This is a genomic window from Acidocella sp. MX-AZ02, from assembly GCF_000306035.1.
Taxonomy (GTDB): domain Bacteria; phylum Pseudomonadota; class Alphaproteobacteria; order Acetobacterales; family Acetobacteraceae; genus Acidocella; species Acidocella facilis.
In genome coordinates this window covers 638,802-662,529 of the sequence record NZ_JH976208.1, presented here as the reverse complement: position 1 = coordinate 662,529, position 23,728 = coordinate 638,802, and the positions used below count along the sequence as shown (strand labels likewise).

The window sequence follows — 23,728 nt, the reverse complement described above, 5'->3', positions numbered from 1 at the left end:
CCTCTTCACCCTCCCATTGCGACTCATGTAAGATTGGATTCCATGACGCGGTTTGTTTTCATCACCGGCGGCGTGGTTTCGTCCCTCGGTAAGGGCATTGCCTCGGCGGCCCTCGGTTCCCTGCTGCAAGCCAGGGGTTATTCTGTCCGGCTGCGCAAGCTGGACCCCTATCTCAATGTCGATCCCGGGACGATGAGCCCTTACCAGCATGGTGAGGTGTTCGTGACCGATGACGGCGCCGAGACCGATCTGGATCTCGGCCATTATGAGCGCTTCACCGGCGTTCATGCCAACAAGGCCGACAATGCTACCACCGGCAAGATCTATTCCGGGGTGATCGCCAAGGAGCGCCGGGGCGATTATCTCGGCGCCACCGTCCAGGTGATTCCTCACATTACCGACGCGATCAAGGAAACCGTTCAAAATCAAACGGACGGGCTGGATTTCGTGCTGGTCGAGATCGGCGGAACGGTTGGCGACATCGAGTCGCTGCCGTTTCTTGAAGCCATCCGCCAGCTTGGCAATGAGCTGACCAGCGAACGGGCGATGTTCGTGCATCTGACGCTGGTGCCCTACATCCCGTCCGCCGGCGAGCTGAAAACCAAGCCGACCCAGCATTCGGTCAAGGAGCTGCAGAATGTCGGCATTCAGCCGAACATGCTGATTTGCCGTTGTGACCGGCCAATCCCTGAGAATGAGCGGCGCAAGATCGCCAGCTTCTGCAATGTCCGGGCTGAGGCGGTGGTGCCGGCGCTGGATGTCGATACGATCTACACCGTCCCCATTTCCTACCATGAGGCCGGGATGGATCGGGAAGTGCTGCGCCATTTCGGCCTGCCCTTCGAAAGCGAGCCGGATCTGGCACGCTGGAAATCGATCGTCGATACCGTCCGCTTCCCCGAAGGGGAGGTGCGCATCGCGGTGGTCGGCAAATACACCAACCTGCTCGACAGCTATAAATCCCTGGCCGAAGCCCTGGCCCATGGCGGCATCGCCAACAAGGTCAAGGTCAAGCTGGACTGGATGGATGCCGAGATCTTCGAGCAACCCGATGCGGTTGAGCAACTGGAAGGCGTGCATGGCATTCTGGTGCCTGGCGGCTTTGGTGAGCGCGGGGCCCAGGGCAAGATCGAAGCCGTTCGCTTTGCGCGCGAGCATAAAGTCCCGTTCCTCGGTATCTGCTTTGGCATGCAGATGGCGGTCATCGAATGCGCCCGCAATCTAGCCGGTATGACGGCCGCCTCTTCGACCGAATTTGGCCCCTGCGACATTCCCATTGTCGGGCTGATGACCGAATGGGCGCGGGAAAACGAGATTGAACGCCGCCGCGCCGATGGCGATCTGGGCGGCACCATGCGGCTTGGCGCCTTCCCCGCCACCCTCACCCAGGGCTCGCTCGTGCGCCAAGTTTACGGGGGAGCGGCTCATATCGAGGAGCGCCACCGTCATCGCTACGAGGTCAATATCCATTACCGCGAGCAGCTCGAAGCCAAGGGGTTGCGCTTCTCTGGCCTCTCACCGGACGGCATTCTGCCGGAAATCGTCGAATACCCGGATCATCCCTGGTTTATCGGCGTGCAGTACCATCCTGAGCTGAAATCAAAGCCGTTCGACCCACACCCGCTGTTCCAGGGCTTTATCGAGGCAGCGGTCAAGCAATCACGGCTGGTTTAATCGTACAGAAGGCCAATTTCCGCCCGAAAGCTGGAATTGGCCTTCATCTTATAGCAGACAACCCGCCGACACGGCATCTGCCAGCCGGAACGCCCTACGCTCGCAAAAGTCGGATTATGAATAAAAATGAGTCAACGCGATTCGATGATAATCGATCCAATATTCCTGTAAGGAAAATACTCGATCCTAGAACCGAAGTTTAACTCGGCTTTCTACAACTCTAGGCTTATCGGAGTTGATTGAGATTTTGACGGGTGAACGCCACATTCTGCCTGTCAGATCCAAACCAAACCTGACTTTCCCGAGGCGCTGATCGCGCCAGGAGTTTGCCGCGCCGGATGACGTAAAGCCGCTCGGCCCGCAACCGAATCGCTTCCATTTCGTCTTCCGCCTGCAAAACCACCAAATCACCCCAGCTACCAGGGCTCACCCCGTACCCGTCCAGATTCAGGATCTTCGCTGGCGTACTGGTGACAGCGTCGAAACAGGCATCAATCTCTTGCATTGAGGTTAACTGGCCGACATGCAGACCCATCGCGGCCACCTCAAGCATGTCGTGACTGCCAAGCGCGTACCAGGGGTCCATCACGCAATCATGGCCGAACGCTACCGGCACGCCCGCCGCCAGCAATTCTTTCACCCGCGTCATCCCGCGCCGTTTCGGGTAGCTGTCCTGACGGCCTTGTAAAGTTATGTTTATCAGCGGATTGGCAATCGCCGACAGGCCGGATTCGGCAATCAGCGGGATCAATTTCGACACATAATAATTATCCATCGAATGCATGGAGGTCAGATGCGAGCCCGCGACCCTGCCTCCCATACCGTGGCGCAGCGTCTCAGCGGCCAGCGTCTCGACATGCCGTGACAGCGGGTCATCGCTTTCGTCGCAATGCATGTCCACCATGAGACCCGCCTCGGCGGCGATCCTCATCAAGGCCTGGACCGAAAGACGCCCATCCTCCTGCGTGCGCTCGAAATGCGGGATCCCGCCGACCACCTCGACGCCCATCTTCAAGGCTTTACGCAGATTGGCCTCGGCACCACGCGACCGGAAGAAACCATCCTGGGGAAACGCCACCAGCTGGATGTCGATCCACGCGGCCAGATCCTTTTTCAGCTGAAGCAGCGCCTCGACCGCCAAAAGCCGTTCGTCGCACACATCGACATGTGAGCGGATGGCCAGCGTGCCCCGCGCCGCCGACCAGAGGCAGAGTTTTCTGGCGCGCTCGTAAATCGCCTCCTGCGTCAGATGCGGCTTCAGCTCGCCCCAAAGCGCGATCCCTTCGAGCAACGTGCCGGACTCGTTCATTCGCGGCAGCCCCAGAGAGAGGGTGGAATCGAGATGAATATGCGAATCAACGAAGGGCGACGTCACCAGCCGCCCTGTCGCATCGATGTCTTGCGCAGCTTCGCCCTGCACGCCTGCTTCGACCGCCACGATCCGCCCATCGGCAATCGCGATATCCAGATTTTTCCGCCCCCCGGGCAGATTCGCGTTTCGCACAATCAGATCGAACATCAGCCACGCCTCACTATGCCGGTATGCCTAGAGCAAACATCGCCTTAACACTTGTTGCCGCGCAAGCATGCCACGACTAGATAAGACCCATGCGCCGCATTCCTGTCCTGTTATCCGCTCTGGTTCTGGCTTCATGCGCCCCTCCGGGCCGCCAAACCTTCTCTCCGACACCTGCGGGGCCGGATACACAAACCGTCTTAGCCGCGGATGCGTTTCACAACCGCATCCCGCTGGTCTCGGTTCTGCCGGATACGCAGGACTTCCAGGCGCCTCTGCGCAATGCCGTCAACCAGGCCCTGGCGATTAAGTCGGATGCCGCATTCCAGGTCGTCGCCGAGGCACCGGCCACAGGCAACCCGGATACCGATGCGAAAACCCTCGCCGGGCTTACCCCCGAGGCGCAGGCCATCGCCAAAGCCATTGTCGCAGACGGTGTCGCAGCATCGCGCGTTTCAACCGGCGCCAAAACTGCGGGGCTGGATCAGGTCATTCTCGTCTACGTCAAATGATCTTCGCCCCTGCTCTATTGATGCCGCTCCTGCGGCAGCTGGATCCGGAACGCGCGCATAACCTGTCTCTCAAGGCGTTGCGCTGGGGGCTGGTCGGTACCGACAACACGCCGGACGATCCCTGCCTTTCCACGCAGGCCTTCAGCCGGACACTCTCGAACCCGATCGGACTTGCCGCCGGGTTCGATAAGAACGCCTATGCGGTCACGGCATTGGGGCGGTTGGGCTTCGGGTTTGTGGAGGCCGGCACCGTCACCCCGCGCCCCCAGCCCGGAAACCCGCAGCCCCGGCTGTTTCGCCTGGCCGAGGACAACGCCGTTATCAATCGGATGGGCTTCAACAATCAGGGACTGCAAGCCTATCTTGAAAACCTGAAACAGGCAGACAAAACCCGCCTCGTCCTTGGCGCGAATGTCGGGATCAACAAGGACGGCGCGGATCCGGAGCGCGACTACCCGGCGCTGGTCAAGGCGGTTGCGCCGCATGCCGACTATATCACGATCAACATCTCCTCGCCCAACACGCCCGGCCTGCGCGACCTGCAATCCGAGGAACGGCTGGCCGGCATCCTGGCCGGCATCGACAGCCCGAAGCCGGTTTATGTCAAAATCGCGCCGGATTTGTCGGAGGAGGGGCTGGAAGCCGTCATTGAAGTCGCCATTCAGCATAAAGTGAGCGGCCTGATCATCGCCAACACGACCATCGCGCGCCCGGATACGCTAAAAAGCCCGCTGCGGCGTGAGGCTGGGGGGCTGTCGGGCGCACCGCTGTTCAACGCCTCCACCGCGATGCTCGCCCGCGCCTATCGCCTTGCCGGGCGGCAGCTCACTTTTATCGGCGCGGGCGGGGTGTTCACCGCGGAGGACGCGCTGGCAAAACTCCTGGCCGGCGCCTCCCTGGTGCAGATCTATACCGGCTTCGCCTATCAAGGGCCGGCCATGCTGCCAAAACTCAAACACCGGCTCGCGGCCTTGCTGAAGGACCGCGGCTTCAGCACCGTATCCGACGCCGTGGGAGCAGGATTATGACCGGAATCGGCGAGCTTTGCGCTGCGTATGACGGGTTTATCGTCGATCTCTGGGGCGTTGTGCATGACGGTTTCGCCCCTTATCCCGGCGTTCTCGATTGCCTGACTCGCCTCAAGGCGGCGGGTAAACGCGTGGTCTTCCTCTCCAACGCCCCCCGCCGGGCGGCGGGGATTGCCAAATTTCTCGCCAGCATGGGCGTCACACCGGCCTTGCATGACGGCGTCATGTCCAGCGGCGAAGCCGTCTATCTGGGTTTGAAGACCCGCACCGACGAGTTCGCCACCCTTGGCAAACGCCTCTACCATCTCGGCCCGCCCCGCGACCGGGACGTGTTCGACACGCTCGATTATGAAGAGGCCGCCTCTCCGGAGGTCGCTGATTTTGTCTTGAATACCGGACCGGATGACGAGCTGGGTCCGCACAACCCTGATCTCTACCAGCCAGCACTTCAGGCCTGCCTGAAGGCTGGTCTGCCGATGATCTGCGCCAATCCGGACCTCGAAGTGATGAAGGGCAAGGACCGCATCATCTGCGCCGGTTATCTGGCCCAGCTTTACGAGGCGGAGGGCGGCCGCGTCATTCAGCGCGGCAAGCCGGATGCGGCAATTTACAAGCCGACACTCGCCTTGCTCGGTACGACACAGCAGCGCACCCTGGCCATCGGCGATTCGCTGCGCACCGATATTTCCGGCGCGAAAGCCGCCGGCATCGATAGCTGCTGGGTTCTCTCCGGCATCCACGCCCTACATCCCGAGCAGGCGCCTGCGGAAGCGGCAGCCTCGAACCTCTCTCCCACCGCCATCCTGCCAGGATTTTCCTGGTAAGCCTCCGAAAGGACAGACACATGAAGACGATCCTGATCACTGGCGCGACAGCCGGATTCGGCGCCACCTTCGCACGGCGTTTCGTCAAGGACGGGCATCGGGTGATCGCCACCGGACGGCGCGTCGAACGGCTGGAGGCGCTGAAGGCGGAACTGGGCGAGCATGTTCACATCGCGGCTCTGGATGTAACCGATACGAAAGCGGTCGCCGGCTTCGTCGCCGCGCTGCCGGAGGCGTGGCGCAAGATTGACGTGCTGGTGAACAATGCCGGTCTTGCCCTGGGGCTGGCTTCCGCCTGGGAGGCCAAGCTGGATGATTGGGACACGATGGTTGCGACCAACATCACCGGCGTCCTGCATATGACACGCGCCATCCTGCCGCAGATGGTCGAGCGCAATGACGGGCTGATCCTCAATATCGGCTCGATTGCGGGCTCCTACCCCTATCCGGGCGGAAATGTGTATGGCGCCTCCAAGGCCTTCGTGAAGCAATTCTCCCTCAATCTGCGCGCGGATCTGGTGGGGCGGAATGTCCGCGTCACCGATATCGAACCCGGGCAGGTCGGCGGCTCCGAGTTCTCCCAGGTCCGCTTCGGCGGGGATCAGCAACGCGCCGCCAAGGTGTATGAGGACACTGAATCCCTGACCCCGGACGATATCGCCGAAACCGCAAGCTGGCTGGTCAGCCTGCCCGCGCACATGAATATCAACCGGATCGAAATGATGCCGACTTGCCAGGCTTCCGGACCTTTGACGGTGAAGCGCCAGCCCGCCTAAAATACAACGAACCCGAAACAACTATAGACAATCATAGATTGCATTCATAACCTGTCCCCAACTCCAGGGCGGACAGGTCATGAGCATCGCGCGGGTCAACAGCTTCGCCTTTTCCGGCATCGACGCCCAGCGCGTCGAGGTTCAGGTTCAAATCGCCAGCGGCTTGCCGGCGTTTCTCATGGTGGGTTTGCCAGACAAAGCCGTGGGCGAGGCGCGTGAGCGCGTCCGCGCGGCCTTGACGTCGATGGGTTTGGCGCTCCCGCCCAAGCGCATTCTCGTCAATCTTGCCCCGGCCGATATGCTGAAGGAAGGGAGCCATTTCGACCTTCCGGTCGCGCTGGCGGTTCTCGCGGCGATGGATATCCTTCCCGCCGAAGACCTCTTTGCTTTCGCCGCGCTGGGCGAATTGTCGCTCGATGGCCGCCTCAATCCCGCCGCCGGCATTCTGCCCGCGGCCATCGCCGCACAAGGGCAGGGTTGGGGGCTGATCTGTCCGGCCTCACAAGGTGCGGAAGCCGGTTGGGCTGGCGACATGACCATTCTCGCCGCCCCGGACCTGCTGAGTTTGATCAATCATTTTCGCGGCACCCAGCTGCTCGCCCCGCCGCCGCCAGGCACACTGGGCGCCGGCGCACCGAGCTTGGATCTGGCCGATGTCAAAGGCATGGATGTCGCCCGGCGCACGCTGGAGGTCGCCGCGGCAGGCGGGCATAATCTGCTGATGATCGGCCCGCCCGGTTCGGGCAAATCCATGCTGGCCGCAAGGCTGCCCGGGCTGCTCCCGGACCTCACCCCGCGCCAGGCGCTCGAGGTCAGCATGATCCATTCCGTCTCGGGCATGCTCACCAATGGCCAGCTCGTCACCCGGCCACCATTTCGCGATCCGCATTTTTCAGCCAGTCCGGCGGCGATTGCCGGCGGCGGCCTGCGGGCGCGCCCGGGCGAGATCTCGCTCGCCCATCGCGGCGTGCTTTTCCTCGATGAAATGCCGGAATTTCCGCGGGCGACACTGGAGGCCCTGCGCGCGCCCATGGAAACCGGCCAGACCACCGTCAGCCGTGCCGCGGCGCATATCACCTACCCGGCGCGATTCCAGCTTGTCGGCGCGATGAATCCCTGCCGCTGCGGCTATCTGGGCGATGGCGGGCGTGAATGCGGCCGCGCCCCGCGCTGCGGGGAAGATTACCAGAGCAAACTTTCCGGTCCGCTGCTGGACCGGATCGACATCACCATTGGCGTAATGCCACTCAGCCCGCGCGAGATGAGCTGGATCCCGGCAGGGGAAAGCAGCGCGGTCGTGGCCCAGCGCATCGCCGAGGCCCGGGCCCGGGCGATCCAGCGCTATGGCGAGGACGGCCCTGGCTCAAACGCCGAAGCCGGTCCGGATCTGATGCCAACCACCATCGAGGCGCGCGAATTTCTGGAACGGGCAGCGGAAAAATTGCAACTCTCCGTGCGCGGCCAGATCAGGGCGCTGCGCGTCGGGCGCACCATCGCCGATCTTGCCGGTGCGCAGGAAACTCAGCGTTTTCATATCGCCGAAGCGCTGACCTACCGCCATAAGCTGCCACAACAAGCCACCCTTGAGCGCCTTCGAGCCACCGGCCATTAGCTTAACGTGCGACGATTTACCCCTGACGAGCATGCAAAAAATCTCTTGCCGCCTTACGGCGTTAAAATCTGCTGAACCCGCGCCTGGAACGCGGCAATGCCATTCTCCCGGCGCAACCGCTTCAAGGCGTTCGCACGCAGCCTGGTCCACAAAGCTTCATCGGAGTCGAGACGCAGAATTGCCCTGGCAAAGGCTTCGGCGTCGAGCGTTGGCACAGCCAATACCTCCTCGCCATCCCGCCAGCCAAGCTGCTCGGCCAGAAGCGTCGTCACAATGCAAGGCACACCGTGCGCCGCAGCCTCGTAAATTTTGTAGGGCGTACCAGCGGCAAAGCGCGTCGGCGCCACGAAAATCCGTGCGGCTTCATAAAGCGGCCTGGTCTGCGCCACCTCGCCAAGCGCCCTCACCCCCTCGCTCATCTTCAACCCGGCAAGTTCAATGCCTGGCGCGCAATATCCCGCGACAGTGAGCAGCGGCGCAGACACGGAGGCTTGCGCCAAAACCGGAAAAATCTCTTGGGTATAATAATTTAACGAATCGGCGTTGGGCGCGTCCGCTTCATGAACCGCACCGATGAAAAGCAACCCGCTACGCGCCGCGAATCCGGGTTTTGTCGGCGTCGCCTCGCGGTAGGTTCCTAATATCTCAACGGTCTGGCCACGCACGCGCTGTAAGAGCTGCGCCTCAGCCTGATTGACCGCAATGATACGCGCCAAATCAGGAAGGTCAGCGAACTCCGCCTGGAGCGCTGTGTCGAGATCAAAGCCTGTTCGCATCATCGCGGCTTTCGTCGCAGCGCGGCAACTGGCGAGCGCCTCTGTGTCCAGAATCACCGGCACCTCATTGCCGGATTCGATGAGCAGCGTGCGCAGCCGGCGCAGATTATGCGTTCGCGCGACCCAGATGCGCTGATAATCCTCTCGCCGCTCGCTTAAAAACGCCTTGATGTCGCCGAACGCCCGGTCATAAAGCACTTCCGCCCGCGCTGGCATGTCGCCCAGCAGGCTCATCACGTCATATGGCGCGCCGTTCATCGGCAAGACGTGAACATCGTAACCGGCTCGGTCTATCGCGTGGACAATGTCATTCGAGCGCACGAACCCTGAGCCAAGACGCCGCAAGGGGACCGTATCTTCGATGAAGAGCAGCTTGGGCCGGCCGCTCCTCTCGCGCACCCGCGTCGGGGTCTGCCTGCCAGGCGATGGCTGCGCTTGCAGAAACGCCTTATGTCGCTCGCGAAAAATGCGCCGTCCGCGCCGCATCAGCGCCATGGATGCTTCCGGTGTCACCGCGCTGCCGAATTCCAGATGCTCGACGCTGACCGCGGGATCGTAAACAATCCTGTATCCGGCCTGCAACATGCGCACGCATAAATCCGCATCTTCATAATAGGCCGGCACGAAGGCTTCGTCGAAACCGGCCAGCGCCTTCACCAGCGCCGTGCGGCAAAGCAGAAAGACGGCGGAGCCATAATCGACATCCCGCACGAAATTGGCTCCCGGCGCGAGCGGGGATTCGCCGCGCAAATAGCCGCTTGTGGTTCCGTCATCCCAGATGATCGAGCCCGCTTCCTGCAGGCAGCCATGGGTTCGGACGATCTTGCCACACACCGCGCCGATATCCGCAGCGGCGCTGAGCCGCGCCATGGCAGACGCGACGGCGCCAAATCCCAGCGCAACGTCGTTATTCAGATAAAGCAGGCAAGGTGCCGCAACATGCGCCAAGGCCTGGTTGCACGCCTTCAGGAACCCGACATTCTGCGGGTTTCTGAGCAGCGCCATCCCCCGCACATAGTGCTCGATCCGGCGCGTATCATCCTCTGAGGCATTATCGACCAGGATGAGTTGGATCTTCCCCCCAAAATTCTGCCGCAGCGACGCCAAGCTTCGCATGGTCAGCTCAAAGCGCCCATACGCGACCATGATCACTGCGACATCCGGCGTGCCGGCAAACGAGAAATCCAGCCCCTGCCTGGCAAACAAAGCGAGATCGGCGCGGGCCTTGCGGATGAACCCCTCGCGGGCTGGATACTCCTCCAGCCCGGAGCGTTTAACAGGCGGGCTGTAAGCCAGCCCCTCCGTCAACCCGGCGCGCCTGAAATGCGCGAAGGCATCGCGAAACAATCCGGCGTTCAACGCATCCCTTACGGACCTGTGCATATCGCGATAATAGGCCAGATCGATCTCGGCCGATGGTTGCCGCAACTCGAAGCACCCGTGCTGGACGAATTGCTGATAGGCGTTGCGGTACAACCCCGCCGCGATGGCCGCATCAATATCCGGATAACGCTGGCGATAGAAACGCTCGGAGAATTGCGGGACGGGATCGAACAGCTCCGGCGTGTCGTTGGTGAGATAGTGATGCAGGGCGGCGAGATAATCGCCGCGCAAGATCGCCTGCTTCGCCACGGGATGCTGTTCAACATACCATGCCGGGTCGAAATAGATCGACGGCGCCAACTCGTCACGGCCAGAGCCCAGACAGGCCAGGAAATGAACATAGGGGCCCGGCCCGTCGATTTCCTCCGCCGAGCAGGAAGCTGCCAGAGCCTGGTCGCGGTAATAGGGCGCATCGAACAGATAATGCCCCACCCGCGCTTCGCTCTGCCCGGAGCGCAGATAATGATCATAGCGCCCGAAACAGCCGTGAAGTTCGAGATTCTCCAGGCTCATATCGTCGTAAAGTTCGGCATAGAGCGCGTCGTCGAACAGCCAATGCGGAGAGACACCGCGCCAGCCATGCTGGCAGTAATGATCGAACCCGGACGCGTATTGGCCGGATCGCACCAGCGCCGCCACGTCCGGGTTGCTGGCGAGATAATAGGCTTCATCAAATAATGGTGACGGGCTGTGCCCCAGCCTGGCCCCGACCTGAAGATAATAGTCCAGCGCCGCCGCTTCAGGGGCATCTACACATAATGCCCGCGCATCGGGATAATGATGCAGATACCAGCCACGATCGAACATTGCCCAGGCCGGCCTGAGCTTGGCATCGCTGCGCAGAAGAAGGTGAGCGGCTTGCGGCATTTACGCCCATAGGTTGCACCGCGCCGCCTTGTTGGCAAGCCGCAACAAACAGCTCAGCCGCCGGAGAGCACCTTGAACATGGCTCTGGTCAGGCATGAGAGCTCGTCCGGCGAGATTGTGAACGCCGGTGTGAGGTACACAATATCCCGGAACGGCCTGATCCACACACCTTGCGCCATCAGCTTCTGGCGCAGCCCGGCGGGGTCCTTGATCGCGTCCAGCTGCACGACGCCGATGGCCCCCATCACCCTGACATCCTTCACCCCAGGCAGGGCCCGGCAGGGCTCCAGCTCGCGCGCCAGCTGTACGGAAATCGCCGCCACCTGCTGCAAGCGCGGCTCGGTTTCAAACAGATCCAGCGAGGCATTGGCCGCGGCACAGCCAAGCGCATGCGCCATATAGGTCGGGCCATGCATCAAGGCGGTCATCGGGCTGTCCGAGAGGAAGGTCTCAAACAGCCGGTCGGTCGCGATGGTCGCGGCCAACGGGCTGGTCCCCCCGGTCAGCGCCTTGGACAAGGTGACGATATCCGGCGCCACCCCCGCCTGCTCGAAGGCAAACATGCTCCCGGTGCGCCCGAAACCGGTGAAAATCTCATCGAAAATCAAAGTCAGGTCATAATGGTCCGCCGCCGCGCGGAGCCTCTGCAGCACAGCAGGCTCGTGAAACACCATCCCCCCGGCGCCCTGCACCAGCGGCTCGACGATGATCGCGGCAAGGCTCTGATGCTCGCGCGCCAGCAGCGCCTCGAAAGCGGCGATGCTGGCGGCATCCCGTGGCAGCGGCACCACCGGATTGTCCGGCAATAGCCCGGCAAAAAGGCTGTGCATCCCTTCCTCAGGATCGCAGACCGCCATCGTGCCGATGGTATCGCCATGATACCCGCCGGCGAATGCCAGCACCTTGGTCCGCCCCCGCAATCCGCGATTCAACCGGGACTGCACCGCGATCTTGATCGCGACTTCGACCGCGACCGAGCCGGAATCGGTGAAAAAAACGCGGTTGAGGTCACCCGGCATCAGTGCGGCGAGACGTGTGGAAAGCTTATACGCCGCTTCATGCGCCAGCCCGCCGAACATCACATGCGGCATCGCCTCCAGCTGCCGGGCCACTTCCTGTCGCAGATGCGGGTGGTTATAGCCGTGGCAGGCCGTCCACCAGCTCGCGATGCCATCGATCAGCGCGCGACCATCCTCAAGGATGATCCGCGCCCCCTCGGTGCGCGCCACAGGCGTCGGCAACGGCGCTGTCTGCATCTGCGCATAAGGCAGCCAGACATGCCGCCAGCCGGTCTCCAGCCAGGACATCTTACTGCGCCGGCTGCAGACCCAGCTTGGCGAACAGCGCCTCATCGCGCGGCACGGTGGCGTTCTTGGTGGTCAGCAGCTTCTCGCCATGGAAGATCGAGTTCGCCCCCGCCATGAAGCACAGCGCCTGCGCCTCGTCGCTCATCGCCTCACGGCCGGCGGAGAGACGCACATAGCTCTTCGGCATGGTGATGCGCGCCACCGCGACAACCCGCACGAAATCGATCGGGTCGATCCTCTCCGCCTTCGCCAGCGGGGTACCCTCGACCGCGACCAGCGCGTTGATGGGCACGGATTCCGGCGGAGTCGGCAGGCTGGCCAAGGTGGCGATCAGCCCGGCGCGGTCGCTCTCATCCTCGCCCATGCCGACGATGCCGCCACAGCAGACATTGATGCCCGCGTCACGCACCGCATCCAGCGTATCCAGCCGGTCCTGGTAGGTCCGGGTGGTGATCACCTTGCCGTAATATTCGGGCGAGGTGTCCAGGTTGTGATTGTAATAATCCAGCCCCGCCGCCTTCAGCTTCCGGCTCTGGAACGGGTCCAGCATGCCCAGCGTCACGCAGGTTTCCATACCCAGCGCCTTCACGCCTTCGATCATCTCGCACACCGTGTCGAGATCATGGTCCTTCGGGCTGCGCCAGGCGGCCCCCATGCAGAAGCGGCCAGCGCCTTTCTCCTTCGCGGCGCGCGCCTCTTCCAGCACCGTCTCAATCGCCATCAGCTTCGAGGCCTTGGTCCCGGTCTCGTACTCGGCGGCCTGCGGGCAATAGCCGCAATCCTCCGGGCAGCCGCCGGTCTTGATCGAGAGCAGGGTCGAAATCTGGACGCGCGTCGGGTCGAAATGCGCGCGGTGAACGCTCATCGCCCGGAACAGCAGCTCCGGAAAGGGCAGATCCAACAAGGCCTGCACCTCGGCGCGGGTCCAACGGGCACGGATTTCGATATGGCTTTCAGGCACGGCGCAGAACACTCCAGACGCGGCAATATCCTCCAGACTAACCTCAAGCAAACTCTGAGGAAAGACCCGGTGGCCCATGCCGGCTATTCGGGGTAGTGCAGGCGGCATGAAAGGCTATTTTGTCACCGCCACTGGCACCGATACCGGTAAAACCTTCTGCACGGCCGGGCTTTTGCGCGCCAACCCGGCCCTGCGGGCCATCAAACCGCTCTTATCCGGGTTCGAGGACGGCAACGCCGCCGAATCCGATTCCGGCCAACTGCTTGCCGCGATGGGCCGGACCGTTGATGCCGCGCAGATCGCCGCCATCACCCCCTGGCGCTTCAAGGCCCCGCTTTCGCCTGACATGGCGGCGGCGCGCGAAGGCCAGAGCATCTCTTATGAGGCCTTGCTCGCCTTCTGCCGTGCCGAGTTGGCGCGGGGGACCACGCTGATCGAGGGGGCCGGCGGCGCGGCGGTTCCTTTGACCGAGACCCGGATGACAGCGGATTGGATCAAGGATCTGAACCTCCCGGTGCTGCTGGTCACCGGCAGCTATCTGGGCAGCATCAGCCATTGCATCACCACGGCTGAGTTCCTGTTGCGCCGTGACATTCCTATCCGGGCGATTCTTTTGAATGAAAGCCCGGTGGCCCCGGTGCCCACCGCCGAAACCGCAGCCGCGATCTCCCGCTACCTGCCCTGCGACATCGTCACCATTCCCCGGAATGCGCAAACGGGGGATTTCGCACCCCTCGCTCTCAGCCTCTGAGGCTGGCTATTTCCTGAGCGCCATTTTGATCGGCCCGTGCGCGCGCCCGTGGGTGAATTGCTCCACCACCGGATCGGTCGTGGTCAGCAGCTCCGGCGCCGGGCCGGTCCAGCTGATCCGCCCATCATAAAGCATCGCCGCCTTGTCGCCGATGCGCTGGGCGGAGGCCATGTCATGGGTGATGGCGATCGAGGTGCTGCCCAGCTTTTTAACGCAATCGACGATCAATTCGTCGATCACGGCCCCCATGATCGGGTCCAGCCCCGTCGTCGGCTCGTCGAAGAACATGATCGCCGGCCGCGCGGCGATCGCCCGCGCCAGGCCGACGCGTTTTTGCATGCCGCCGGAGAGTTCGGAGGGCGACAAGCCCGCCACATCCGCCCCCAGCCCGACCTGGGCCAAAACCTCGATGGCCTGATCCCTGGCCTTCGCCCGGCTCACCTTGCGCTGCGCCAGCGGGCCGAAGGCGACATTTTCCCAGACCGACAAAGAATCGAACAAGGCGCCGTTCTGGAACAGCATGCCGATCTGCTGACGCAAAGCCCGCGCCTGCGCGGCGGGGGCCTTCAGCACATCCACCTCGTCAATCTCGATCACCCCGGCGTCAGGGGTGACCAGCCCGAGTATGGATTTCAGCAACACCGACTTGCCGGTACCGGACCCGCCGATCACCACCAGCCCGGTGCCGGCGGCGATATCGAGATCCACCCCATCCAGCACCTTCTTCGCCCCGAAATGCTTTTTCAGCCCCCGGATACGGATTTTAATCTCGCTCATTTGACGAACAACACCTGTGTCAGCACGTAATCGAGCGCCAGAATCAGAATGGAGGCCGAGACCACCGCCGAGGTCGTCGCCGCGCCGACGCCCTGGGCGCCGCCGCGCGAGCGATAGCCATTAAAGCAGCCCATCAGCGCGATCACGAACCCGAACACCGCCGCCTTGATCAGGCCGGAGACGACATCCTGGCTCTGCAGATTGGAAAATGTGCTGGTGAGGTACCCACCGGAGGAGAAGCCCAATTTCTGCGTCGCCACCAGAAACCCGCCCATCACCCCCAGAATATCGGCCATCATCACCAACAGCGGCAAGGCGATGGTCGCGGCCAGCAAGCGCGGCGCCACGAGATATTTCATCGGATCGGTGGATAAGGTGGAAAGCGCGTCAATCTGGTCCGTCACCCGCATCGTGCCCAGCTCGGCGGCGATCGCCGCACCGGCGCGCCCGGAGACCATCAGCCCGGCCAAAACCGGCCCCAACTCGCGCGTCACGGAGAGCACCACCACCGAGGCAATGGCGCTTTCCGCGCCGAAGCGGGAAAAGCCGGTATAGGATTGCAGCGCCAGCACCATGCCGGTGAACAAGGCGGTGAGCGCCACCACCGGCAGCGAGAAAAAACCGATTTCCATAAAGGCGCGGGCCAGCTGGCGCGGATAAAAGGGCGGCCGGACCATATGCGACACGCCGCGCAGCGCGAAGATCCCCAGCTCGCCGATATACTCCACGACCCCAAGCACGAGCGCGCCGAGCCAGGCCACCGCATCCAACAGGATCGTCATGCGTCGATATATCGCCGCTCATAGCGGCGCCCCAAAGAGGTCAATATTTCATAGCCGATGGTCTGCGCTTCACGTCCAAGCGCATCCGGACCATGGGCCGGATCGAGGAGGGTGAGCAGATCGCCCGGCTTGGCCTGCACGTCGGTCACGTCGAAGGTGGATAGATCCATCGACACCCGGCCTACCAGGGGAACCGGGGTATCGTCAAAAACCGCGCTGCCGCGATTTGAAAGGCTGCGATGCAGTCCATCCGCATAGCCCACGCCGATGGTGGCGATCCGGCTCGGGCGCTGCGCGGTCCAGGCACCGCCATAGCCAACCGAGGTGCCGGGCTGAATGTCATGGATCTGCAGGATCGGCGCCCGCAACCTGACCGCCGGCCGCATCGGCTGGGCCTGCGCGGGGCTGGTATTGAGCCCGTACAGCGCAGCCCCTGGACGGATCAGATCCAGATGAAACGCCTCGCCCAGGAAACTGCCGGGCGAATTCGCGATGCTGCGTTTCGCCCCCGGAAATTGCCCCGCCAGCGCCAGAAACCGGGCCAACTGGTCGCGGTTGCGTGGATCATCCGGCATCTCGGCGGCAATGAGATGGGTCATCACCGTGTCAACCACGATCCCCTCCAGCCGCGCCGGCTCCTCCCGCAAAACCGTCAATTCCTGCACGGAGAGGCCCAGCCGGTTCATGCCCGTTTCCAGGTGCAGAAAGGCCGGCAATTTGCGCTCCAGCCGGCCGGCCGCCGCGCGCCATTGCTCGACGTCATGCAGCGAACCCAGAACCGGGGTCAACCTGTGCGCTATGAAAGCCGCCGCGCTATGCGGCGCCACCCCGTTCAACGCCAAAATCCGCGCATCGGGCAGAATTTCCCGTAGCGCCACCGCTTCCGCCAGATGCGCGGTAAAAAAGGTCGTGCAGCCCGCCGCCGCCAGGGCCGGCGCCACCCGCGCCGCACCCAGCCCATAGGCGTCGGCCTTCACCACCGAAGCGGCCTCCCCCTTGGTCATCCCCGCCAGCAGCCGCCAATTGGCAACGACAGCGCCGAGATCGATGTCGAGAAAGGCCGTCACATCATCTCATCATTATGGTGGGTATCGAGATTTTCGAACCTGGTGAACTCGCCTTCGAACAGCAAATCGATTTTGCCGGTAGGGCCGTGACGCTGCTTGGCGACGATCAGCTCGGCCTTCTGGTAAACGGACTGCATATCCGCCTTCCATTTCTCATGCGCCTCCTGATATTTCGCCTCGTTCTCGAAGGTGGTGATCTTCGGCTCGCGCTGCGCCAAGTAATATTCATCGCGGTAGATGAACATCACCATGTCGGCATCCTGCTCGATGGACCCTGATTCACGCAGATCCGAGAGCTGCGGGCGCTTGTCGTCGCGGCTTTCCACCGAACGCGAGAGCTGAGAGAGGGCAATCACCGGCACCGCCAGTTCCTTGGCGATCGCTTTCAACCCCTGGGTGATCTGGCTGATTTCCAGCACCCGGCTTTCCGGCTTGGTGCCCAAGGCCGGGCGCATCAGCTGCAAATAATCCACGATCACCAGCCCCAGCCCCTGGGTACGCTGCAAGCGCCGGCAACGGGTGCGCAAGGCGGAGAGGGTGATCGCCGGGGTATCGTCGATCACCAACGGCACATCCGCGATCTCCCGGCTGACCCGCACGAAGGTGTCGAAATCCTTGGTCGAGATCTCGCCACGGCGGATCTTGTCGCCCGAAACCCGCGCCTGCTCGGCCAGAAGACGGGTGGCCAGCTGGTCCGCGCTCATTTCCAGCGAAAAGATCGCCACGCATTGATTGGCCATGGCGTTCGGGTTCTCGGCCCGGGCATTATTCAGCATCGCCTTGGCGGCCCCGAAGGCAATCTTGGTCACCAGAGCGGTCTTGCCCATGCCGGGGCGCCCGGCGAGAATCACCAAGTCCGACTTATGCAGACCACCGGTGCGCTTGTTCAAATCCCGCAGGCCGGTATCCAGGCCGGAGACCGAGCCCTGGTTGCGGAACGCCTTTTCCGCCAGCTCGATCGCCGCGACCAGCGCGTCGTGAAAGGAGATCCCCTTGCCTTCGGCGCCGCCCTTGGTGGCGAGGTTGAACAAGGCCTGCTCGGAGCGCTCGATCTGCGCCTTGCCGTCCAGCTCGGCTTCCGAGGCGAAGGCGTCATTCACCATCACCTCGCCGATATCGATCAGTTGCCGGCGCAGCCAGGCATCATGGATCAGCCGCCCGTAATCGCCGGCATTGATGATGCCGACCATGGCGGAGAGCAGCTGCGCCAGATAGGCGGTGCCGCCCACCTCCTCCAGCACGCCGGAGTGCTCCAATTCGGCACGCAGCGTGATCGGGTCGGCCACCTGATTTTGCTCGCACCGCCGCGCGATGGCCTGAAAGATCCGGCCATGAATCGGGTCGGCGAAATGCTCGGGCGCCAGGAAGTCCGAAACGCGCTCGAACGCCTTGTTATTCGCCAGAAGCGCGCCCAGCAGCGCCTGTTCAGCCTCGATATTACTGGGCGGGAGACGCGAGGGCAGGCCGGTGGAGGGAGGGTCGTAGGAGTCCATGCGCCTGTCTCATACCCCATGTCGCTTCCCCCCCGCCAGGGCAGGCGACATGGATACAGCCTCGCCCCCGGTGTATAGCGGGGACAAGCAGGAGGCGCATCATGACCACCGCGGCGAAGCGGCATTTCGATCCGGCACGCCTGTTCCACCCGGCCTCCATCTGCCTCAGCGGCAGCCTGACCAGGCTTGGCGCAAAAGTGCTGGCGCATCTGCGCGCCGGCGGCTTTGCCGGCCCCATCGGCACGGCCGAGCATGATCCGGTAGTGAATGCCGATCTGGCGCTGGTCGCGGACGACGCGCCGGACATTCCGGCCGCCCTGGCCGCGCATGCGGCGCGCGGGGCGCGGGGCGCCATTGTCCTGTCTTATATGCAAGGCCCCGGCCTGCGCGAGATGGCGCTGGCGGCGGGCATCCGCACGCTCGGGCCGCATAGTTTCGGCATGGTGCTGCCCGGGCTGGGGTTGAATGCCAGCCCCCTGCCGTTTGTGCCGGGCAAAGGCCGGGTGGCGCTGGTCGGCCAGTCCTCCGCCATCGCCCGCACGGTCATCGACTGGGCGGTGCCGAACAAGGTTGGGTTCAGCCATCTGATCGGCATTGGCGGCAATGATGCGACAATCGGCTTCGGGCTGGTGCTCGACCATCTCGGCCGTGACCCCGGCACGGCGGCAATCATGGTCGAGATCGACCGGCTACGCGACCCGCGCGCCTTTTTCTCTGCCGCGCGCATGGCGGCACGGCTGCGCCCGGTGGTCGCCATTGCCCCTGGTTTGCGGCTGAAGGACCCGAACGGTGGCGCCTATGCCGGGATGGAAGCCGCTCTGGCACGGGCCGGCGTGCTGCTCACCGCTTCGGTCAGCGAATTCCTGGCCGCGGCCGAGACGCTAACCCGGGTGAAGCCCGCCCGCGGCGAAACCCTCGCCATCGTCACCAATTCAGTCTCTCTCGGGCGCCTGGCCGCCGATGAGGCGCTGCGCGCCGGGCTGAAACTCGCCACCCTCTCCCCAGAATCGGCGCAAATCCTCAGCCTCGCCGCCAACCGGGTGCCGCCCGCCACCGGGCCGATTTTCGCTGGCAAGAAAAGCCCGACCGCGATGGCCGACATCGCCGCCCTGCTCTCCTCGGCGCCGGAGATTGGCGGCATTCTGGTCATCCACGCGCCTTCTGGCGAGGATGACGGCGCCGCGATCGCGGCGCTGACCGCCTGCGCGAAGACCGTGAAGATCCCGTTGCTGATCGCCGCCATGGGCGAGGCCACCGGGCTTGGCCACCGGCATACGCTGAGCCAGGCACGGCTGGCCTGTTTCGACAGTCCGGAGGCCGCCATCGCCGGGTTCCGGCATCTGCTGGAAAACCGCCGCAACCGGGCCCAGGCGCGCGAGCTTCCCGCCGCCGCGGTGCTGCAGGTACAGCCTAACAGCGCCAGCGTGATGGGACGCATCGAAGCCGCCCGGGCCGAGCGGCGCGACCAGCTGGTGCAGGACGAGGCGCTGGCGATCATCGGCGCCTATCATATCCCGACACTGGAGAGCCGCCACGTCAACACCCCGGGCGAAGCCGCCGCTGCCGCCGCGACGCTGGGCTTTCCGGCGGTCCTGAAACTCGCCCATCCGGACATGCCGACCCACCTGCTGGCCGGCTCCGTGGTGCTTAACCTGCCCGACCCCGACGCCGTTCTCGCCGCCGCCCGCGCGATTTTGAACCAGCTGCAGAGCCTGAAGGCAGATATCAGCAAGGCCGGTTTCGTCGTACAGGCGCAGGCGCCCCACGGCACCATGCTGCGGATCCGAGTCAGTGACGACCCGATGCTGGGCCCCGTGATCAGCTTTGGCGAAGGTGGCGGCGACCCTGAGACCATCTCCCATCTCAGCACCGGCCTGCCGCCGCTCAACCTCACTTTGGCGCATGCGATGATCCACCGCGCCCCGATCGCGCGCCAGTTGGTGGCGCATCGCGGCCAGGCGGCGGCGGATGAAGAGGCCATCGCCGCGACCTTGGTCCGGGTCTCGCAGCTGATCATCGATACGCCTGAAATCCAGGCGCTCGATATCGACCCTCTCTTCGCCTCACCGCTCGGCGCGGTGGCGGCCAGCGCCCGCATCTGGCTGCGCCCTGCCGGCGCCGCGCGCCCGGCTCTGGTCATCCCGCCTTACCCGAGTGAGCTGATCCGCCATTACACCGCCCGCGGCCAGAATTTCCTGCTGCGCCCGATCCGCCCCGAGGATGCCGACGCCCATGCCGCGATGATCGCGCGCTTCTCCTCGGAAGATATGCGCTACCGGTTTTTCTCACCGATGAAGCAATTGCCGATCGAGCAGATCGTGCGCCTCGCCGATGTCGATTATTCCCGCGAGATGGCGATGATCGCCGTGCATGAGGCGACGGGCGACACGGTCGGCGTCGCCCGGCTGGTCTGCAACGACACCGATGGCACCTCGGCCGAATTCGCCGTCGCCATCGATCCCGGCGCCAAGACCTTCGGCCTCGGCACGGCGCTGATGAAAAGCGTCATCGAATGGGGCCGCGCCCAGGGGGTGAAAGAGATTTCCGGCCAGATTCTGGCGGATAACGCGCCGATGCTGGCCTTCATCAAACGGCTCGGCTTCAGCCTCGCCCGCATGCCCGAGGAACCGGACATCATGGAAGCCACCCTCGCCCTCTGACCGCCGCCCGCTGCCCCCGCCAGCGGCGATGGCCTGCCATGCCTGACCAATCCTGGCTTTTCGTACAGATTTCCAACAATTCCTCTTGAACTCCCCGCCCCGTCATGCTTAAGCCGCGCCTTCCCTGCCGGGTGCGTGGCATCGTGCCCGGCTATGCTCACCCCAATTCCGGGCGGCCCTGACCAGGGCCTGAGCTGATCAAGCCAGAGGGGGGACATATGCCGTTATATGAAACCGTGGTGATCGCGCGCAGCGAGATCACCCAGGCGCAGGCTGACGCCGTCGCCGACGCCGCGATCCAGACCATTGAAACCGATGGCGGTGCCATCCAGAAGCGCGAATATTGGGGCCTGCGCCCGCTCGCGTACCGCATCAAGAAGAACCGCAAGGGTCATTATATCCTTCTGGGCCTCAATGCGCCGTCCGCCGCCGTGCAGGAAATGGAGCGCCAGCTGACCCTGAATGAAGACGTGCTGCGCTTCATGACGGTGCGCGTCGAAGAGATCAACGAGGAGCCCTCCGCGATTCTCTCCCGCAAGGCTGATGAGCGTGACCGCAATTTCCGTGGTCCGAAGCCGGCTGGCCGCTTTGAATCCGGCCGCAAGCGCGGCTTCGACGAGCGTGAGGAATTCCGCGCCCGCGACGAATTCCGCGCCGACCGTGACGAGTATTCCGCTGAGGAGGACGTCTAATGTCCGAGACCAACGAACCGACCACCGGCCTGCGCCGCCCCGCCGTTGGCGCCCGCCGCCCGTTCTTCCGCCGGAAGAAATCCTGCCCATTCTCCGGCCCCAACGCGCCGGCGATCGATTACAAGGATGTGCGTCTGCTGTCCCGCTTCCTCTCGGAGCGCGGCAAGATCGTCCCGTCCCGCATCACCGCCGTCTCCGGCAAGAAGCAGCGTGAGCTGGCGAAAGCCATCAAGCGCGCCCGCTTCCTGGCGCTGCTGCCGTATGTGCTGAGCTGAGGAAGGATAGAGACCAATGGCAAACATTGAACTGATCCTGCTCCAGCGCGTCGAGAAGCTGGGCCAGATGGGCGAGCTGGTGAAGGTGAAGCCGGGCTATGCCCGCAACTTCCTGCTGCCACAGGCGAAAGCCGTGCGCGCCACCAAGGCGAACAAGGAGCGCTTTGAGAATGAGCGCGCTCACCTCGAAGCGCAGAACCTGAAGCGCCGCGAGGAAGCCGAGCGTGTGGCCGAGCGCGTCGATGGCCTGACCGTGACCCTGATCCGCCAGGCCTCCGAGGCCGGCGCGCTCTACGGTTCCGTCTCCAGCCGCGACATCGCCGAAGCCGCCACCGCGGCCGGCCTGGGCATCGAGCGTAGCCAGGTCCTGCTGGTGCACCCGATCAAGAATCTGGGCATTTCCGCCGTGCGCGTCGAGCTGCACCCGGAAGTCCATATCGAGATCAAGGTGAACGCCGCCCGCTCCGTCGAAGAGGCAGAGAAGCAGGCGCGTGGCGAGACCATTGCCCGCGAGGAAGACGAGCAGCCGGATCTCGGCCCGCTCTTCGGCCAGGAAGAAGAGGAACCGGCGGCCTAATCAGGCCCCGCACTCATTCCCGCGTCCCGTCGATTAAAAGAGGCCCTTGCAAAAAATGTAGGGGCCTTTTTTCTTGAACATCTTCTTTTAGCGGTGGTTAATAACTAGCTACGTTCAGTCTTGAGACAAGGAGACTGACGTGATCTGGCTGTATCGAAAGCTTTTGGATCGCTGCCTAGTCAAACTGGTGCGGCGCGGTTCCCTCCTCGTATTGTGGCCCGACGGGTCACGGACCGAATATGGAGGGAGCGAGGGGTTCAAGGCCGGTATACGGCTCAAAGACAACGAAGCCGTTAAGGGATTGGCCCTAAATCCAGGCCTCGCCGTCGGCGAAGCCTACATGAACGAAACCTTGATCCCGCTGAACTGTTCCATCCACGACGTATTGTGCGTGATGATGGATAATCTCCAGGACACCAACCTTCCCATCCTGAAAATCGCGGAAAATGCCGGGCGCCTGATGAGGCCCATCCTGCAGGCGAACAACGCCATCCGCTCCAAGAGCAATGTCGCCCATCATTATGATTTGAACGGGCGGCTCTATTCCCTCTTTCTCGACCGCGACCGGCAATATAGCTGCGCCTATTTCACCTCGGACGAGGTGACCCTGGAAGAGGCGCAGCTGGCCAAGAAGCGTCACATCGCCGCCAAGCTGAAGCTGGACCGGCCTGACCTCGAAGTGCTTGATATCGGCTGTGGCTGGGGCGGAATGGCCCTCACCTTGGCCAAGGAGTTCGGCGCCAAGGTCACCGGCATCACGCTCTCCGAGGAGCAGCTGGCCGCCGCCCGTGCCCGCGCCAAGCAGGAAGGGCTGGAAGATCGCGTCAATTTCGAACTGATCGATTACCGCGCCATGGACCGGCAATTCGACCGCATCGTCTCGGTCGGCATGTTCGAGCATGTCGGCGCGCCGAATTACGAAACCTTCTTCAGGACCGTGAAATCCTGCCTGAAGCCGGATGGCGTGGCGCTGATCCACTCCATCGGCCGCTTCGACGGGCCCGGTGCCACCAACCCCTGGATCGCCAAATATATCTTCCCCGGCGGTTACTCCCCTGCCCTCTCCGAGGTTCTGGGGCCGGTGGAGAAAGCGGGGCTGCGTACCACGGATATCGAAATCCTGCGCCTGCATTACGCCAAGACCCTGGCGCATTGGCGCCGGCGCTTCGCCGCCAACCGGGATACGATCGCCTCGCTTTATGACGAACGCTTCTGCCGGATGTTTGAATTCTATCTCTCCGGCTCCGAGCTGACCTTCCGCCTCTCCGACCATATGAACTTCCAGATCCAGCTGGTGCGCCAGCAGGAAGCCCTGAAGCTCACCCGCGATTATATGTACGACACCGAACGCCGCGCCGCACAGCTTGCCTCCGCCGCGGAATGACGGATAAGGGAGCCATGTGGCTCCCTTTTTCAAA

Annotated in this window: 20 protein-coding genes; 12 read left to right on the top strand and 8 right to left on the bottom strand. The window is 63.3% G+C overall.

The annotated features are described in order from the left end of the window. Positions 1–42: 42 nt before the first annotated feature. Complete coding sequence (locus MXAZACID_RS11425; protein ID WP_008494513.1) at positions 43–1,674, top strand: CTP synthase; 1,632 nt, start codon at positions 43–45, stop codon at positions 1,672–1,674. 226 nt (positions 1,675–1,900) lie between these two features. Here MXAZACID_RS11425 and MXAZACID_RS11420 read toward each other — a convergent pair whose 3' ends face one another. Continuing rightward, entirely contained in the window at positions 1,901–3,193 is a 1,293-nt protein-coding gene (locus MXAZACID_RS11420) for an amidohydrolase family protein (protein WP_008494512.1), read from the bottom strand. Between the two features lie 89 nt (positions 3,194–3,282). On the opposite strand from MXAZACID_RS11420, the gene MXAZACID_RS11415 reads away from it, so the two are divergent. The 5 genes from MXAZACID_RS11415 to MXAZACID_RS11395 all read left to right on the top strand — a co-directional run bounded on the left by MXAZACID_RS11415 (position 3,283) and on the right by MXAZACID_RS11395 (position 7,942). Further along, positions 3,283–3,702, top strand: a complete 420-nt coding sequence (locus MXAZACID_RS11415; protein WP_008494511.1) for a hypothetical protein — start codon at positions 3,283–3,285, stop codon at positions 3,700–3,702. Next, complete coding sequence (locus tag MXAZACID_RS11410; protein WP_039885201.1) at positions 3,699–4,730, top strand: quinone-dependent dihydroorotate dehydrogenase; 1,032 nt, start codon at positions 3,699–3,701, stop codon at positions 4,728–4,730. Before MXAZACID_RS11415 ends, MXAZACID_RS11410 begins: the two co-directional genes overlap by 4 nt. Further along, the gene (locus tag MXAZACID_RS11405; RefSeq protein WP_008494509.1) at positions 4,727–5,554 is read left to right on the top strand and encodes a TIGR01459 family HAD-type hydrolase; all 828 of its coding nucleotides are present in this window, start codon (positions 4,727–4,729) and stop codon (positions 5,552–5,554) included. Before MXAZACID_RS11410 ends, MXAZACID_RS11405 begins: the two co-directional genes overlap by 4 nt. Positions 5,555–5,574: 20 nt before the next feature. After that, complete coding sequence (locus MXAZACID_RS11400; protein ID WP_008494508.1) at positions 5,575–6,330, top strand: SDR family oxidoreductase; 756 nt, start codon at positions 5,575–5,577, stop codon at positions 6,328–6,330. A gap of 79 nt (positions 6,331–6,409) precedes the next feature. Next, on the top strand, positions 6,410–7,942 hold the full coding sequence (locus MXAZACID_RS11395; protein ID WP_008494506.1) for a YifB family Mg chelatase-like AAA ATPase: 1,533 nt from the start codon (positions 6,410–6,412) through the stop codon (positions 7,940–7,942). A 53-nt stretch (positions 7,943–7,995) separates the two neighbouring features. Here the strand turns inward: MXAZACID_RS11395 and MXAZACID_RS11390 are convergent, their stop codons facing one another. The 3 genes from MXAZACID_RS11390 to bioB are packed head-to-tail and all read right to left on the bottom strand — an operon-like array spanning position 7,996 to position 13,248. Continuing rightward, complete coding sequence (locus MXAZACID_RS11390; protein ID WP_039885200.1) at positions 7,996–10,968, bottom strand: glycosyltransferase; 2,973 nt, start codon at positions 10,966–10,968, stop codon at positions 7,996–7,998. 53 nt (positions 10,969–11,021) lie between these two features. Then, positions 11,022–12,275: an adenosylmethionine--8-amino-7-oxononanoate transaminase gene (locus tag MXAZACID_RS11385; RefSeq protein ID WP_008494504.1), complete on the bottom strand. Its 1,254-nt coding sequence runs from the start codon at positions 12,273–12,275 to the stop codon at positions 11,022–11,024. A gap of 1 nt (position 12,276) precedes the next feature. Beyond that, entirely contained in the window at positions 12,277–13,248 is a 972-nt protein-coding gene (bioB, locus tag MXAZACID_RS11380) for a biotin synthase BioB (RefSeq protein WP_008494503.1), read from the bottom strand. Positions 13,249–13,342: 94 nt separating this feature from the next. Here bioB and bioD point away from each other — a divergent pair, with 94 nt between their 5' ends. After that, on the top strand, positions 13,343–13,987 hold the full coding sequence (bioD, locus tag MXAZACID_RS11375; protein ID WP_008494502.1) for a dethiobiotin synthase: 645 nt from the start codon (positions 13,343–13,345) through the stop codon (positions 13,985–13,987). A 6-nt stretch (positions 13,988–13,993) separates the two neighbouring features. Here the strand turns inward: bioD and MXAZACID_RS11370 are convergent, their stop codons facing one another. Genes MXAZACID_RS11370 through MXAZACID_RS11355 form a run of 4 tightly spaced genes read right to left on the bottom strand, consistent with a single transcriptional unit; the run spans position 13,994 to position 18,106 of the window. After that, a complete protein-coding gene (locus MXAZACID_RS11370) occupies positions 13,994–14,764 on the bottom strand; it encodes an ABC transporter ATP-binding protein (protein ID WP_008494500.1) in 771 nt (256 codons plus the stop codon). Then, positions 14,761–15,546 carry an ABC transporter permease gene (locus MXAZACID_RS11365; RefSeq protein ID WP_008494499.1) on the bottom strand — a complete coding sequence of 262 codons (786 nt, stop codon included), beginning with the start codon at positions 15,544–15,546 and terminating at the stop codon, positions 14,761–14,763. Before MXAZACID_RS11365 ends, MXAZACID_RS11370 begins: the two co-directional genes overlap by 4 nt. Continuing rightward, positions 15,543–16,613: an alanine racemase gene (gene alr / locus MXAZACID_RS11360; protein ID WP_008494498.1), complete on the bottom strand. Its 1,071-nt coding sequence runs from the start codon at positions 16,611–16,613 to the stop codon at positions 15,543–15,545. Before alr ends, MXAZACID_RS11365 begins: the two co-directional genes overlap by 4 nt. Next, a complete protein-coding gene (locus tag MXAZACID_RS11355) occupies positions 16,610–18,106 on the bottom strand; it encodes a replicative DNA helicase (RefSeq protein ID WP_008494497.1) in 1,497 nt (498 codons plus the stop codon). Before MXAZACID_RS11355 ends, alr begins: the two co-directional genes overlap by 4 nt. A gap of 101 nt (positions 18,107–18,207) precedes the next feature. Between MXAZACID_RS11355 and MXAZACID_RS11350 the strand changes: the two genes are divergently transcribed. The 5 genes from MXAZACID_RS11350 (at position 18,208) to MXAZACID_RS11330 (ending at position 23,694) form a co-directional block, all read left to right on the top strand. Then, complete coding sequence (locus MXAZACID_RS11350) at positions 18,208–20,766, top strand: bifunctional acetate--CoA ligase family protein/GNAT family N-acetyltransferase (RefSeq protein WP_008494496.1); 2,559 nt, start codon at positions 18,208–18,210, stop codon at positions 20,764–20,766. Positions 20,767–20,984: 218 nt separating this feature from the next. Then, positions 20,985–21,458, top strand: a complete 474-nt coding sequence (gene rpsF / locus MXAZACID_RS11345) for a 30S ribosomal protein S6 (RefSeq protein ID WP_008494495.1) — start codon at positions 20,985–20,987, stop codon at positions 21,456–21,458. Continuing rightward, positions 21,458–21,733: a 30S ribosomal protein S18 gene (gene rpsR / locus MXAZACID_RS11340; protein ID WP_008494494.1), complete on the top strand. Its 276-nt coding sequence runs from the start codon at positions 21,458–21,460 to the stop codon at positions 21,731–21,733. The genes rpsF and rpsR overlap by 1 nt, the downstream gene beginning before the upstream one ends. Positions 21,734–21,749: 16 nt before the next feature. Continuing rightward, complete coding sequence (gene rplI / locus MXAZACID_RS11335) at positions 21,750–22,310, top strand: 50S ribosomal protein L9 (RefSeq protein ID WP_008494492.1); 561 nt, start codon at positions 21,750–21,752, stop codon at positions 22,308–22,310. 340 nt (positions 22,311–22,650) lie between these two features. Beyond that, the gene (locus MXAZACID_RS11330; RefSeq protein ID WP_008494491.1) at positions 22,651–23,694 is read left to right on the top strand and encodes a cyclopropane-fatty-acyl-phospholipid synthase family protein; all 1,044 of its coding nucleotides are present in this window, start codon (positions 22,651–22,653) and stop codon (positions 23,692–23,694) included. Positions 23,695–23,728 lie beyond the last annotated feature (34 nt).